Origin of the sequence: Agreia sp. Leaf283 (assembly GCF_001422485.1) — a bacterium.
Lineage (GTDB): Bacteria > Actinomycetota > Actinomycetes > Actinomycetales > Microbacteriaceae > Agreia.
The window spans coordinates 521160-535229 of the sequence record NZ_LMNF01000003.1 but is presented as its reverse complement, the minus strand read 5'-3'; the positions used below and the strand labels follow the sequence as shown (position 1 = coordinate 535229).

Genomic DNA, 14070 nt, shown 5'->3' with positions numbered 1-14070 from the left:
GCACGCTGTTGAGTTCTCAAGGATCGGACGCACCCGACATCAACCACACCAACCGGCACAGCATCACATCGAGGCAACTTCTCAAACCTAGACCCGATCTTCGTTTCTGTCAAATCGTGTTTTTGCGGTAATCCGGATGATTCCGGGCGCTCAACACGACTTCCAACAGAACGTTCCTGGGAAGAGGCGTTATACATCCTAAAGCAGTCCTACAGAACACTTCTAGAGCGAATCTGATTCAGCTTGGGATTTGGTCCCGCTTGAGGCCGGAAGCTCTTCGGCTTTCCGCACCTGTGGGGTGACAAGAGAAGACATTACGGGCAGATTCTGCGACCGTCAAAACCGGCGTGCAGCCCGGGCGTGTCGCCCCGGAATCCCGCGGTTCTTCACTCGACGAAGACTCCCGCGAGTGTCTTCTTGCCCCGGCGGAGCACCGCCACTCCCCCGCTCAGCATGGATTCGCTGATCGTGGCCGACTCGTCTGAGACCACGACGTTGTTGACATACACGCCGCCCTGGGCGATGGCGCGGCGCGCTTCACTCGCGCTTTTGGTCAGCCCGGTATCGACGAGCAGCTGCGCTATCGGGGCATCCGGCATACACGTGGTGTTGGGCAGCTCGCGCAGGGCGGCGACCAAGGTCTCCGTCTCGAGATCGGCAAGGTCTCCCTGCCCGAAAAGGGCTTGGGCCGCGGCGATCGCGGATTCGGTGGCGGCGACGCCATGTACGAGCGAGGTCACCTCGTAGGCCAGCGTCTTCTGGGCCTCGCGGCGGAACGGCTCCTCGTCGACCAGCACCGCGATGCGCTCGATCTCGGAGCGGGAGAGGAAAGTGAAGATCTTGAGTCTCGCGATGACGTCGGCATCGAGCGTGTTGAGCCAGAACTGGTAGAACGCGTACGGGCTCGTGAGTGCGGGGTCGAGCCAGACGGCGTTGCCCTCGCTCTTGCCGAACTTCGTTCCGTCGGAGTTCGTGATCAGGGGCGTACCGATCGCGTGAGCGCTGCCGTGCTCGGCCCGGTGGATGAGATCCGTTCCACTCGTGAGATTGCCCCACTGATCGCTGCCCCCGGTCTGGAGCACGCAATCGAAGGTGCGGTACAGCTCGAGGAAGTCCATGCCCTGCAGGATCTGGTAGCTGAACTCCGTGTAGCTGATACCGGCGTCGGAGTTGAGCCGCGCGCTGACGGCATCTTTCTTCAGCATCGTGCCGACGCGGTAGTACTTGCCGATGTCACGCAGGAAGTCGATCGCCGAGAGAGGTTGCGTCCAGTCGAGGTTGTTGACCATGCGAGCCGGGTTGTCGCCGTCGAAACTCAGGAACCTCTCGATCTGACCCCGGAGGTACTCGACCCACTCGGCGACCGTGTCCTTGGTGTTGAGCGTGCGCTCGGCGGTGGGGCGCGGATCGCCGATGAGACCGGTCGACCCTCCCACAAGACCGAGAGGCCGGTGCCCGGCGAGCTGCAATCTGCGCAGCAGAAGGATCTGCACCAGGTTGCCCAGGTGGAGACTCGGAGCGGTCGGGTCGAATCCGCAGTAGTACGTGATCGGCGGCCCCGAGAGCAGCTTCTTCAGAGAGTCCCGGTCGGTGGAGACGTGGACGAGGCCGCGCCACTCGATCTCGTCCCAGACGTCGTCGAACGAGGAATCGTTGTGCTGGCGGGACAGGAGTTCGCTCTGGATCATCGACACCTGATCACAGTATCAGCGGCGATCGGGGTGCTTCGGGCGAATGGAACAGGCCTCTGGCCTTGATGTGCTGTCAATCAGGCCTATAGACTTGATTACCAAGACATCAAGGTTCCAGCCTTGACGAGAGGGGTCCCATGTTCGTCATCACCGCAGACCAGGTCGACAGCCGCCATTCCGCCGACCTCGTATCGCCGGCCGTCGCCCACCTCGACGACGTCTTCAAGGCAGGACTCGCCCTGCCGGTAGACCGGAACGCCGGTGACGAGCTGCAGGCTCTCGTCGTCGACTCGGCCACCGCCGTCGCGATGGTCCTCGAACTCACCCGCTCGGGCGACTGGAGCGTCGGGCTCGGAGCCGGCGACGTCGAGCGACCCCTGGCCTCCTCGACACGCGAGACTCGAGGCCCCGCCTTCATCGCGGCCAGGGCGGCCGTCGACGCGGCAAAGAAGTCGCCCCTGCGATTCGCCTTCCGAGACGGAACGCCCTCCAGGCAGACTGACGCGACCGACGCGACAGACATCGAAGCCCTCATGCTTCTCCTGCTCTCGGTGCGCGACCGCCGCACCGAACAGGGATGGCAGGTCTACGACCTGCTCGCCCAAGGACGCACGCAGAGGGAGGCCGCCGACATCCTCGGCATCACACCCCAGGCGGTGAGCGACCGGATGTCGGCGGCCCAGGTCAGAATCGACCTCGAAGCCCACGCACCCCTGGGCCGGCTGCTGTCGCGGCTCACCGAATCATCCGAACACTCGAAAGACGAGGTCTGACGTGAACACCGTGATCGTTGTCCTCCTCGCCGCGGGTCTCCTCGCGAGCGTGATCGCTCTCACCCTCGATCTGCGAACGAGCGGCGCCCGGCCCCGACGACCGCGCGGTGCTCGATCCGCCGACGTCATCCTCGCGGCGACCACCATCCTCGCCGCAGGCAGTCTCGTCGCAGCACTGGCCTGCGAGGCGCTCGCTCCCCACGACGACTCCGCGCAACCCATCACCCGAGTCCTCACGACAGCCCTTGCACTCGCCCTGGCGACCGTCGGCGGAGGACCGTTCGCCGTGCTCGCTCTGCGCCTCGCAACCCGAGGAGCGAGCCGCGCCGGAGCGCACGGCGGCATCCTCATCGGCGAGAACTCGGCGCAGGCGGTTCCGGCCGCCGCACCTGTACCCTCCTCGCCACTCGGCATCTTCCGCCGACGCAAAGATGTCCCCCGCGCCTCCCCCGCGTCGCCCGCCCAGGCAATGGGAACGCCGGCGGTCGAGGTGCTGCGGGGAGGAACGACCATCGGAGTCCTCGAGCGACTCGCGATCGCCGGCTCGATCGTCGCCGGGTTCCCCGAGGCCGTCGCCGTGATCATCGCGATCAAGGGCGTCGGCCGTTTCAGTGAACTGGCGGCGCCGGAGGCCAAGGAGCGGTTCATCATCGGAACGCTCGCGAGCTTCGTCTGGGCCGGTGCCTGCGCACTCGTCCTGCGGTGACCCGCGGTCGACGGGTCAGTCGCGTTTCCTCGGCACGCTCGCCCGATAGGGCGAGACGGTCGGATCGTTCGGGATGAAGAACCGCCACGGGTACTCGGAGAGACCGCCCGGCCCGCTGACCCCCGTGCGCACACTCGTGCCGACATCCGGCACCCGATCGTCGAGCTCGAGCGTGTAGACCGCACCCGTCAGGTCGGCCCCGTCGTCTGAGAGCGGAATGCCCATCGCCTTGGTGAGCCGGGCCGGTCCCCGGGCGAGATCGCGAAACGCGACCTGATCTCCGCGGTTCGATCGCGCGTGCTCGGCACCGGCGACGATCTCGCCCGCCCTCAGCAGCACGGCCGAGGACTGTCCCTCCGGAGAGCAGACGATGTTGGCGCACACGTGCATGCCGTAGGTGAAATACGTGTAGAGGTGCAGCGGCGGTCCGAACATCACCGCGTTGCGCGCTGTCTTCCCGCGAAAACTGTGCGACCCCGGATCCTCCCCGACGCCCAGGTATGCCTCGACCTCCGCGATGCGCAGAGAGATGTCACCCAGCGGAGAGTGCCGGGTGAGCCGCGCGCCGAGCAACGACGGAGCGACTTCGACGCTTGACCTGTCGAAGAAGCCCGACTCGTTCGACGCCGACGTGAACACCGTCTAGAACATGCCCTTGCCCGAGACCACCGAGACAATCACCACGAACACGAGAACCGCAACGGCGACGGCCACGACGATCCAGGTCGTGCGCCGAGACATCGGCGGCCGGCTGCGCTTCTTCTTGTTGTTCTCATTGCGGAGGGTCATCAGGCTCCGATCTCGGGTGCGGCGGCGGCCTGAAGGGCACGAACGCTCTGCGTAAGCGCCGCAAGCTGTTCCCTGACTCGATCGGGCGCGGTTCCGCCACGGCCGTCTCGGCTCGACACCGACCCCTCGATCGTGAGCACGGATCGAACCGCCGGCACAAGGTGCGGCGACAGCGACGCGTACTGTTCGTCGCTCAACTCGTCGAGCTCGAGGTCGTTCTCCTCTGCGAACCGCACAAGAGCGCCCGTGATCTCATGGGCATCCCTGAAGGACACGTGCTGCTTCACCAGCCACTCCGCCACGTCGGTGGCGAGGGAGAACCCCTGCGGCGCGAGCTCCGCCATGCGGTCGGTATGGAACGTCATCGTCGCGACCATCCCCGTGAATGCCGGCAGCAGCACCTCGAGCGTGGTGATGGAGTCGAAGACCGGCTCCTTGTCCTCCTGCAGGTCGCGGTTGTACGCGAGCGGGAGTCCCTTGAGCGTGGTCAACAGGCCCGTGAGGTTGCCGATGAGTCGACCGGACTTGCCCCGGGCGAGCTCGGCGATATCGGGGTTCTTCTTCTGGGGCATGATCGACGAGCCCGTGGAGTAGGAGTCGGACAGCGTGACGAAGCCGAACTCCTTCGTGTTCCACAGGATGATCTCCTCGGCGAAGCGGGAGAGATCGATGCCGATCTGAGCGGTGATGAAGGCGAACTCCGCAACGACGTCGCGACTCGCCGTTCCGTCGATCGAGTTCCAGGAGCTCTGGTCGAAGCCGAGCTCGACGGCGACCGCCTGGGCGTCGAGGCCGAGGGTGTTTCCCGCCAGGGCTCCCGACCCGTAGGGCGACCAGTTCGCTCGACGATCCCAGTCGACGAAGCGCTCGAGATCGCGGACAAGCGGCCAGCAGTGCGCGAGAAGGTGGTGCGACAGCAGCACGGGCTGGGCATGCTGCAGGTGGGTGCGCCCGGGCAGGATCGCCCCGAAATGCCTGTCGGCCTGGGCCGCGATCGCGTCGACGAGATCGGTCACCAGATGGCGGATGCGCGCGGCATGGTCGCGCAGCAGCATGCGCACGAGCGTGGCGATCTGGTCGTTGCGGCTGCGCCCCGCGCGGAGCTTGCCGCCGAGCTCGACACCGGCGCGGTCGATGAGCCCGCGTTCCAGCGCCGAATGAACGTCTTCGTCGGATGCCAGCGGCCGGAAGGTGCCGTCGGCCACGTCGGAGTCGAGGGCGTCGAGTGCGGCCAGCATGCCGGTCAGCTCGTCGGCAGCGAGGTACCCGGCCTGCGCCAGGGCCCGCGCATGGGCACGCGATCCGGCGATGTCGTAGGCGGCGAGCTGCCAGTCGAAGTGGGTCGACCGGCTCAGGTCGACGAGTTCGGGGGCGGGGCCGCCCGCGAAGCGTCCGCCCCAGAGGGCTCCCGCTTCGCCGGCGCGGTTGGAGACGTCGTGTTCACTCATCGCTCTCAGTCTCCCACGGTGACCGGCGCCTGCTGGCGGAGGAGCCAGACGAGAAGCGCCTTCTGGGCATGGAGCCGGTTCTCCGCCTCGTCCCAGATGACGCTCTGCGGCCCGTCGATGACATCGGCGCTGACCTCGTAGCCGCGGTCGGCCGGAAGGCAGTGAAGGAAGAGGGCGTTCGGCTTCGCCTTGTCGAGGAGATCCTGGTCGACCTGGTAGCCGCCGAAGATCGCCACGCGCTCGGCCTTCTCGTCCTCCTTGCCCATCGACACCCAGGTGTCGGTGACCACGATGTCCGCATCGCGGACCGCGTCGGCGGGGTCGACGTGCACCGCGACGGATCCACCGGTCTCGGCCGCACGAGCCCCGGCGTCGGACAACACGGCCGCATCCGGTGCGAATTCGGCCGGCGCCCCGATGCGCACGTGCATGCCCGCCGTCGCGCAGGCGAGCAGGTACGACTGCGCCATATTGCTGGCCCCGTCTCCGAGGAAGGCGACGGTCTGCCCGGCGAGCGACCCGCGATGCTCACGGATGGTCAGCAGATCGGCGAGCAGCTGGCACGGGTGGAACTCGTCGGAGAGGGCGTTCACGACGGGAACCGTCGTTCCCTTCGCCATCTCCTCCAGGCCGGTCTGCGCATAGGTGCGCCAGACGATCGCCGCGACCTGCCGCTCGAGCACCCGGGCCGTGTCGGAGGCGGTCTCCTTGCCGCCGAGCTGACTCGACGCCATGCTGATGATCAACGGGCTGCCGCCCAGATCGGCGATGCCGACCGCGAACGAGACGCGGGTGCGCGTGGACGACTTGTCGAAGATCACGGCGACGGTCTGCGGCCCGGCCAGGGGCTGCGTCTGGAATCGGTCTCGCTTGAGCTCCAAAGCCAGGTCGAGGATCTCAGCCTGCTCGGCAGGTGAGAGGTCGTCGTCGCGCAGGAAATGTCTGGTCACGGGAGATCTTTCGATAAATGGCGGAAAGGGAAAGACTAGCGCGGGCCGCGAAGGCTCAGGAGGCGGGCACCGCGTCGAGGGCGCCGCGGAACCGCTCAGCGAAGAGCGCGAGCTCGGCGTCGCCCACGATGAGCGGCGGGGCGATGCGGATGCTCGAGTCGTTGGCCGCGTTGACGATGAGCCCGGCGGCCAGGGCAGCCGCAGCTACTGCACCGGCAACAGGTGTCGTCAGGCCGACGCCGACGAGGAGTCCGCGGCCGCGGACCTCCGCGACGTGGGGAGATCCGATGTCTCGAATGATCTGCCGCAGCTGTTCGCCGCGCAGGGCGGCATTCTGCAGGAGCCCGGCCGCCTCGATCTCGCCGAGAACCGCGTCGGCCGTCGCCGTGGCGAGAGGATTGCCGCCGAAGGTGGAGCCGTGCATGCCCCGCTGGAAGAGCTCCGACGCCCATCCGAACGTGACCAGCGCACCGATGGGGAATCCGCCGCCCATGCCCTTGGCCATCGTCACCGCGTCGGGGAGGATGCCGAACTGCTCGTAGGCGAACCAGGTGCCCGTGCGGCCGGCGCCGGTCTGGATCTCGTCGAGGATCAGCAGCACACCGTGCTCGGCCGTCAGCTCACGGGCACGCACCAGGAACCCGTCGGGCAGGTCGACGACGCCGGCCTCCCCCTTGATCGGTTCGACGATGAGCGCGGAGACGGAGCCGTCGATCGACCGCTCGAGCGCCTCGATCGTCGAGTCGATGTGCTCGACGCCGGAGGGCATGGGCTCGAATGCGTCGCGCAGGCTCGGCTTTCCGGTCAGGGCCAGTGCGCCCATCGTGCGTCCGTGGAAGGAATCGTGCAGGGCCAGCACCCGGTGGCGGTTGCCGCCCGCGCGATTGAGCCGCGCGAGCTTGAACGCGGCCTCGTTCGCCTCGGCGCCGGAGTTGCCGAAGTACACGCGCCCCTCGGCCCCCGCCCCCGTGATGCGCTTGAGCCGTTCGGCAAGGGCGAGCTGCGGGGCCGTCGTGAAGTAGTTCGAGACATGCGCCAGGGTCGCGGCTTGGCGAGATACGGCTTCGACGAAGGCCGGATGCGCGTGGCCGAGCGAGTTGACGGCTATGCCGGCGAGAAAGTCGAGATACTGCTTTCCGGACTCGTCCCAGACGTAGCATCCCTCGCCGCGGGCGAGCAGCCCGAGGGGCGCCCCCATCGACTTCATCAGGGAATCGCCGAATCTATCCGGCCATGGTGTTTCGGTGCTCACGATGCCTCCCGGCTGACCTCGGTGCCGATGCCGCTGCGGGTGAAGACCTCGAGCAGAATCGAATGCGGTGTGCGTCCGTCGATGATCGCGGCCTTGGCCACGCCGCCGTCGACGGCTTCGAGGCAGGCGGCCATCTTCGGGATCATGCCCGATTCGAGACCGGGCAGCAGCGCGCGCAGCGCCTCGGAATCGATGCTGCTCACGAGCGAGTCCCTATTGGGCCAGTCGCTGTACAGACCCGCCACGTCGGTGAGAATGACCAGCTTCACCGCTCCCAGAGCGACGGCGAGTGCCGCGGCGGCCGCGTCGGCGTTGACGTTGAGCGACTGGCCGGGATTGTCGGCATCGGGCGCGATCGACGACACGACGGGAATGTACCCCGCGTCGAGTCGCTGCCGGATGGCATCCGGATTCACGCTGACGATGTCGCCCACCTGGCCGATGTCGATCTGCTCCCCATCGATCTCGATGGTGCGCTTGCGGCCGGCGAACAAGCCCGCGTCGTCTCCTGAGAATGCGACGGCCAGAGGTCCGTGCTCGTTGATGTGTCCCACGATCTCGCGGCTGATCTGTCCGGCGAGCACCATGCGCACGACATCCATCGCTTCGGGACTGGTGACCCGGTATCCGCCACGGAATTCGCTCTGGATGCCGAGGCGATCGAGCATGGCGGAGATCTGCGGCCCGCCACCGTGCACGACGACCGGTCGGATGCCCGCATAGCGGAGGAAGACCATGTCTTCGGCGAACGACTTCTGCAGCGCCTCGTCGACCATGGCGTTGCCGCCGAACTTGATGACCATAATCTGGTTGTGGAATCTCTTGAGCCAGGGAAGCGACTCGATCAGGGTCGCGACCTTGTCGCCTGCGGTGGGCGAGAAAGGAATGTCAGTCATCAGGTGGCGTATGCGCTGTTCTCGTGGACGTAGTCGTGGGTGAGGTCGTTCGTGAGGATGGTCGCCGTCGAGGTGCCGACCTTGAGGTCGATCAGCACGTGCACGGCGCGCGGGGTGAGGTCGACGGCGTCGCTCGGCTGGTCGGGCTGGCCCGCAGAGCAGACACGAACCCCGTTGATCGTCACGTCGATGTCGAAGGGATCGAATTCGGCCTGGGTCGTTCCCACGGCGGCGAGCACGCGTCCCCAGTTGGGATCGTTGCCGAAGACGGCCGCCTTGAACAGGTTGCTGCGCGACACGGCACGTCCGACGTCGACGGCGTCGTCTTCGGATGCCGCCCGGATCGTCTCAATCGTGATGTCGTGGCTCGCGCCCTCCGCATCGCCCTGCAGCTGCTCGGCGAGATCGGCGCAGATCGATTGGACGGCGGCCGCGAATTCGGCGGGGTCGGGCACGATTCCGGATGCGCCGGACGCCATGAGCGTGACCTGGTCGTTGGTCGACATGCAGCCGTCGGAGTCGAGGCGGTCAAAGGTCACCCGTGTCGCGGCGCGAAGCGCGGAGTCGAGTTCGGGGCTCGAGACGTCGGCGTCGGTGGTGATGACCACCAGCATGGTCGCGAGTCCCGGGGCGAGCATGCCGGCGCCCTTGGCCATGCCGCCGATCACCCACCCCGACGTCGAGGTCACGGAGGCCTGCTTGGGATGCGAGTCCGTCGTCATGATGGCGCGCGCGGCGTCCGGGCCGCCGTCGGCGGTCAGGGCGGGCGCCGCGACGTCCACGCCCGCCAGCAGGCGGTCGCGGAAGCTCTGGTCGCCCGTTCCGATCAGCCCGGTGGAGCAGACGAGAACGTCGCCCGACGATATGCCGAGGCGGGCAGCGACCTGCTCCGCAGTCTGATGGGTGGTCTGGAATCCGAAGGCGCCGGTGTAGCAGTTGGCGCCGCCCGAGTTGAGGACGATGGCCTCGATCGATCCGTCGAGGATCGCCTGGCGCGACCAGATGATGGGGTTCGCCGTGCAGCGGTTGCTGGTGAACACCGCAGCAGCCGAGCTGCGGGGGCCGAGGTTCTGAACGAGCGCGACGTCGAGATCACCCGACGCTTTGAGCCCTGAGGCGACGCCCGCCGCGACGAATCCCTGTGCTGCTGTGACACTCACGGTGCGACTCCATTCACCGGCAGGCCGGTCGTTTCTGCCAGACCGAGCGCGATATTGGCCGACTGGATGGCCGCACCGGCCGTGCCCTTGACGAGGTTGTCGAGGGCGGTGACGGTCACGACGCGGCCTGCGGCCTCATCGACCGCCAATCCGACCAGGGCGACGTTGGCGCCCAGGACATCGGCCGTACGCGGAAAGCGGCCCTCGGGAAGAAGGTGCACGAACGGCTCGTCGGAGTACGCGAGCTCCCAGGCGCTCCGTACATCGCTCGCGGTGACTCCGGGCGCCAGTCGAGCGGTAGAGGTGGCCAGGATCCCCCTGGCCATCGGCACGAGCATCGGCGTGAACGACACCGAGGTGCGTTCGCCCGATGCGCCGCTGAGGTTCTGGATGATCTCCGGCACGTGGCGGTGCCGCCCGCCGACACCGTAGGCGCTGGCCGAGCCGAGGATCTCGGAGGCGAGGAGATCGGTGCGCAGCGCCTTGCCTGCCCCCGAGGGACCGACAGCGAGAACCGCCACGATGTCTTCGCCCTCGATGACGTGGGCGGCCAGGCCGGGCGCGAGGCCCAGCGAGATGGCGGTGACGTTGCAGCCGGGAACGGCGATGCGCTTCACGCCTTCGAGCGCGGTGCGCTGCCTCGACCCGTCGTGCCGGAGGAGTTCGGGAAGCCCGTAAGGCCAGGAGCCGTAGAACTCGCCGCCGTAGAACTCGGCCCAGTCCTTCTCGTCGACGAGGCGGTGGTCGGCGCCGCAGTCGACGACGAGCGTCGACGCATCGAGCTGCTCTGTCAGCTCGCCGGACTTGCCGTGCGGCAGCCCGAGGAAGACGACGTCGTGGCCGGCCAGGTTCTCGGCCGTCGTGTCGACGAGTTCGAGATGAGCGAGGGATCGCAGGTGCGGATGGACGTCGATCAGGCGCTGTCCCGCGTTGGCGTGCGCCGTGACGGTCGTCACCTCGAATTCGGGATGGTCGGCGAGCAGTCGGAGCACCTCGCCACCCGCGTATCCGCTCGCACCGGCAACAGCCACCGAAAAAGTCATGCCTTAAATCTAGTCGCTCTCACGGAGGCGACCGGATTCACCGACGGCGCGCGCCGCCCAGCCGCGGCGGCGTCACTACTGTGGAAGCATGATCCGGGCGCGACGGCGCGCCCGCCAGAGGGAAAGAAGGCTCATCATGGATGGACTCGACGAACTGGCCAGGCAGCTTCCCATCGGCGCCATCGCCACGAGACTCGGCGTCAGCGAGGCCGAGGCAAGGGATGCCGTGGACGAGGCGCTGCCCGCGCTGGTCTCCGGTCTGGCGGCCAACAGCGCGACGCCGCAGGGCGAGAAGTCGCTCGAGAAGGCACTGCAGAAGCACTCCGACAGCTCCCTGCTCGACGGCGGTGTCGACGTCGACGCCGTCGATACCCACGACGGCGAGAAGATCGTGTCGAACATCTTCGGCGGCAACAAGGATCAGGTCGTGTCGGCCCTGGCCTCGACGAAGACGTCGACGACCCAGTCCGTCATCCAGAAGATCCTGCCGATCGTCGCGCCGATCGTTCTCGCGTGGCTCGCGCAGAAGTTCTTCGCCAAGACAGGCGGTGACACGAAGGGCTCCGCCGAGACGTCGGGCGGAGGAATCGGCGATGTGCTGGGCGGTCTCCTCGGCGGAGGGTCGGGAGGCACAGCCTCAGGGTCGTCCGGAGGCATCGGCGACCTGCTCGGGGGTCTGCTGGGCGGCGGCAAGACCAACGGTTCGGGCGGCTCGAGCGGCGGCATCGGCGACCTGCTCGGCGGCCTGCTGGGCGGCGGCAAGAAGTAGGCCCGGCCCGAATACCCGCGCACCGCGGGTCCGTCCGTCGCATCAGCGTCGGCCGGACCCGCTTGTGCAGGATCAGTCGCGGAGTGTCGCGCCGAATTCCTCGGATGCGACCGCCAGGCCGGCGAGTTTGGCGTCGGACGCCTCCTTCGCCGTCAGCGTGCGGTCGGTCGCGCGGAAGCGGAGCGCGAACGTGAGCGACTTCTGATCGTCATTCACCCCGGAGCCCCGGTAGTCGTCGACCAGTCGGATGTCTTCGAGCAGAGGACCGGCTCCTCGCGCCACGGCCGCGGACACCTCGCCCGCGGGCGTCGTGCGCGGAACGACCAGCGACAGGTCCTGCGTCGCCGCAGGCAAGCCGAAGATCGGTCGTACCGCGATCTCTCGCGGGGACAGGGCGATCAGCGCGTCGAGGTCGATCTCGGCGACGGCGACGACGCGGGGCAGGTGTGCCTCCTCGGCGATTCGAGGGAGCAGCTCCCCCGCGACACCGACGACGACATCGCCGACGGTGAGCGACGCCGTGCGACCCGGATGCAGGGCGGGGTGCGAGCCCTGCACGGCACGGATGTCGACACCGAGTGCGAGCCCGAGCTGCCGCACCGAATCCAGCGCGTCGGCCAGGCCGACGGCACGGGCCTCGAGTGCCGGCTGCTTCTCCCAGGCGTTGCCCGTGAGGACGAACGCGACGTGTCGTGGCTGAGGAGGCAGGCCCGCGTCGAGTTCTGCCAGCACCTCGTCACTGGGACGAGCGCCGCCCGGCGGCAGCTCGGTCTGCCCGTAGACGACACCGGGCTCGGGCAGGAACACGAGGCCGGTCTCGAAGAGCGCCAGGTCGAGGAGGCCGCGCGACAGGTTGCGACGCGCGATGTCGAGCAGCCCAGGGATCAGGGTCGTGCGCAGCAATGGAGCCTCGGCGTCGAGGGGGTTCGCCACACGCATGGCCGTGACCGGCTCCCCCGAACGCGAGCCGAAGAGCTGGGTCGCGGCCTGTGACAGGAACGGGTAGGCCATCACCTCGACGAGACCGCTCGACGCCAGGGTCTGCGAGACCTGTCGACGGAGCAGCTGCTCCCTGGTGAGCCCCCGACCCGGCGGCGCGACGGGAAGAACGCTCGGGATGCGGTCGTAGCCGACGATGCGGGCGACCTCTTCGGCGAGCGCCGACTTGTGGGTGATGTCAGGGCGCCACGTGGGCGGTGTCACCACGAGACCACCGTCGACCTCGACGATCTGGCCACCGATCTCCGCGAGCGAGGTGCGGATCTCCTCGGCTGTGAAATCGACGCCGATCAGACCCGCGATATAGCCGTCGGGGAGTTCCACCGGAGCCGGTGCGTCGTGCTGCGAGTACGACGAGCCGAGCTCGTCGGCCGTTCCGCCTCCCAGATCGACGAGCAGCTGGACCACCCTCGCGGCTGCAGCAGCGGCGACCGCGGGGTCGACGCCGCGTTCGAAGCGACGCGATGCCTCGCTCGGCAGCTTGTGCCGGCGGGCGGTGCGCGCGATCGACACCGGATCGAAGTTGGCGGCTTCGACGAGCACGGTGCGCGACGAGGAGTCGATCTCGGTTGCCGCGCCGCCCATGACGCCCGCGAGCCCGATGGGACCGGACTCGTCGGCGATCACCAGGTCTTCAGGGTCGAGCGACCGCTTCTGGTCGTCGAGGGTCACCAGCGTCTCGCCCGATTTAGCCCGACGAACGCGGATGCCGCCGCTCAGCTTGTCGAAGTCGTAGCCGTGGGTGGGCTGGCCGAGCTCGAGCATCACGTAGTTCGTGACGTCGACGATGAGCGAGATCGATCGGATGCCGGCGAGGTTCAGTCGGGTCGCCATCCACGGCGGCGTCGGCCTCGTCGGGTCGACGTCTCGCACCAGGCGCGTGACGAAGACCGTGGCGCCGACGCGGCCGCGAATCGGCGCATCGTCGTCGATGACGACGCTGAAGCCCGAGGCGTCCGTTATCGGGGGCGCGAGGGCCGGATCGCGGAACGCCGCCCCGGTCGCGTGGGCGTACTCGCGGGCGATTCCGCGAATGGAGAAGGCGTATCCGCGGTCGGGCGTGACATTGACCTCGACCGCCTGGTCGTCGAGCCCGAGCAGGGAGAGCGCGTCTGTGCCGACGGCGGGGTCGAGGCCCAGCGTCACGAGCCGCAGAATGCCGTCGTGCTCGTCGCCCAGGCCCAGCTCACGACTCGATGCGATCATGCCGTCGGAGACGTGGCCGTAGGTCTTGCGTGCGGCGATCGCGAAGTCGCCGGGCAGGACGGCGCCCGGGAGCGTGACCACGACCTTGTCGCCGACCACGAAGTTGTGGGCGCCGCAGACGATTCCGCGCACGTCTTCTCCGCCATCCGCTGCCGTCTGGCCTTCGGGCGCGACACGCACGCTGCACCAGCGGATCGTCTTGCCGTTCGACTGCGGCTCTTCGATGAACTCGAGCACCTCGCCGACGACAATGGGGCCCGTGAGGTCGAAACCGTGCGAGCCCTCTTCTTCGAGCCCGACCTTGACGAGCGCGGCGTGCACGTCGTCAATCGTGGAACCGGGGGCGAGATCGACGAATTCCGCCAACCATCCGAGTGGGATACGCATG

At 67.8% G+C, this 14070-nt stretch carries 13 protein-coding genes; 3 read left to right on the top strand and 10 right to left on the bottom strand.

All coding sequences use genetic code 11. The annotated features are described in order from the left end of the window. Positions 1-386: 386 nt before the first annotated feature. A complete protein-coding gene (gene tyrS / locus ASF51_RS16195) occupies positions 387-1688 on the bottom strand; it encodes a tyrosine--tRNA ligase (protein WP_055932336.1) in 1302 nt (433 codons plus the stop codon). A gap of 140 nt (positions 1689-1828) precedes the next feature. Here tyrS and ASF51_RS16190 point away from each other — a divergent pair, with 140 nt between their 5' ends. Both ASF51_RS16190 and ASF51_RS19450 read left to right on the top strand, forming a co-directional pair. Then, positions 1829-2464 (top strand): hypothetical protein, encoded by a 636-nt coding sequence (locus ASF51_RS16190; RefSeq protein WP_055932141.1) that lies wholly within the window; start codon positions 1829-1831, stop codon positions 2462-2464. A 1-nt stretch (position 2465) separates the two neighbouring features. Beyond that, positions 2466-3170: a hypothetical protein gene (locus tag ASF51_RS19450; protein WP_055932138.1), complete on the top strand. Its 705-nt coding sequence runs from the start codon at positions 2466-2468 to the stop codon at positions 3168-3170. A gap of 15 nt (positions 3171-3185) precedes the next feature. On the opposite strand, the gene ASF51_RS16180 is transcribed toward ASF51_RS19450, so the two are convergent. From ASF51_RS16180 to argC, 8 genes are read right to left on the bottom strand one after another with little or no spacing between them, the layout of a single operon-like run. Continuing rightward, positions 3186-3809, bottom strand: coding sequence for a DNA-3-methyladenine glycosylase (locus tag ASF51_RS16180; RefSeq protein WP_055932137.1), 624 nt, complete (start codon positions 3807-3809; stop codon positions 3186-3188). A gap of 3 nt (positions 3810-3812) precedes the next feature. Then, complete coding sequence (locus ASF51_RS19195) at positions 3813-3959, bottom strand: hypothetical protein (RefSeq protein ID WP_157412189.1); 147 nt, start codon at positions 3957-3959, stop codon at positions 3813-3815. Further along, positions 3959-5407 carry an argininosuccinate lyase gene (argH, locus tag ASF51_RS16175; protein ID WP_055932135.1) on the bottom strand — a complete coding sequence of 483 codons (1449 nt, stop codon included), beginning with the start codon at positions 5405-5407 and terminating at the stop codon, positions 3959-3961. Before argH ends, ASF51_RS19195 begins: the two co-directional genes overlap by 1 nt. 5 nt (positions 5408-5412) lie before the next feature. Further along, a complete protein-coding gene (gene argF, locus ASF51_RS16170) occupies positions 5413-6357 on the bottom strand; it encodes an ornithine carbamoyltransferase (protein WP_055932133.1) in 945 nt (314 codons plus the stop codon). Positions 6358-6412: 55 nt separating this feature from the next. Further along, positions 6413-7609, bottom strand: coding sequence for an acetylornithine transaminase (locus ASF51_RS16165; RefSeq protein ID WP_082480223.1), 1197 nt, complete (start codon positions 7607-7609; stop codon positions 6413-6415). After that, positions 7606-8505, bottom strand: a complete 900-nt coding sequence (gene argB / locus ASF51_RS16160; RefSeq protein WP_055932126.1) for an acetylglutamate kinase — start codon at positions 8503-8505, stop codon at positions 7606-7608. Before argB ends, ASF51_RS16165 begins: the two co-directional genes overlap by 4 nt. Beyond that, complete coding sequence (argJ, locus tag ASF51_RS16155; protein WP_055932123.1) at positions 8505-9665, bottom strand: bifunctional glutamate N-acetyltransferase/amino-acid acetyltransferase ArgJ; 1161 nt, start codon at positions 9663-9665, stop codon at positions 8505-8507. Before argJ ends, argB begins: the two co-directional genes overlap by 1 nt. Beyond that, positions 9662-10708, bottom strand: a complete 1047-nt coding sequence (gene argC, locus ASF51_RS16150) for an N-acetyl-gamma-glutamyl-phosphate reductase (protein WP_055932120.1) — start codon at positions 10706-10708, stop codon at positions 9662-9664. Before argC ends, argJ begins: the two co-directional genes overlap by 4 nt. 136 nt (positions 10709-10844) lie before the next feature. Here argC and ASF51_RS16145 point away from each other — a divergent pair, with 136 nt between their 5' ends. Next, positions 10845-11477 (top strand): DUF937 domain-containing protein, encoded by a 633-nt coding sequence (locus tag ASF51_RS16145; RefSeq protein ID WP_055932117.1) that lies wholly within the window; start codon positions 10845-10847, stop codon positions 11475-11477. Positions 11478-11549: 72 nt separating this feature from the next. On the opposite strand, the gene pheT is transcribed toward ASF51_RS16145, so the two are convergent. Next, positions 11550-14069, bottom strand: a complete 2520-nt coding sequence (gene pheT, locus ASF51_RS16140) for a phenylalanine--tRNA ligase subunit beta (RefSeq protein ID WP_055932114.1) — start codon at positions 14067-14069, stop codon at positions 11550-11552. Position 14070: the final 1 nt, after the last annotated feature.

Coding starts and splice junctions, on each gene's coding strand:
- tyrS (WP_055932336.1), bottom strand. CDS start 1,688: ATGATCCAGAGCGAACTCCTGTCCCGCCAGCACAACGATTCCTCGTTC.
- ASF51_RS16190 (WP_055932141.1), top strand. CDS start 1,829: ATGTTCGTCATCACCGCAGACCAGGTCGACAGCCGCCATTCCGCCGAC.
- ASF51_RS19195 (WP_157412189.1), bottom strand. CDS start 3,959: ATGACCCTCCGCAATGAGAACAACAAGAAGAAGCGCAGCCGGCCGCCG.
- argH (WP_055932135.1), bottom strand. CDS start 5,407: ATGAGTGAACACGACGTCTCCAACCGCGCCGGCGAAGCGGGAGCCCTC.
- argB (WP_055932126.1), bottom strand. CDS start 8,505: ATGACTGACATTCCTTTCTCGCCCACCGCAGGCGACAAGGTCGCGACC.
- argC (WP_055932120.1), bottom strand. CDS start 10,708: ATGACTTTTTCGGTGGCTGTTGCCGGTGCGAGCGGATACGCGGGTGGC.
- ASF51_RS16145 (WP_055932117.1), top strand. CDS start 10,845: ATGGATGGACTCGACGAACTGGCCAGGCAGCTTCCCATCGGCGCCATC.
- pheT (WP_055932114.1), bottom strand. CDS start 14,069: ATGCGTATCCCACTCGGATGGTTGGCGGAATTCGTCGATCTCGCCCCC.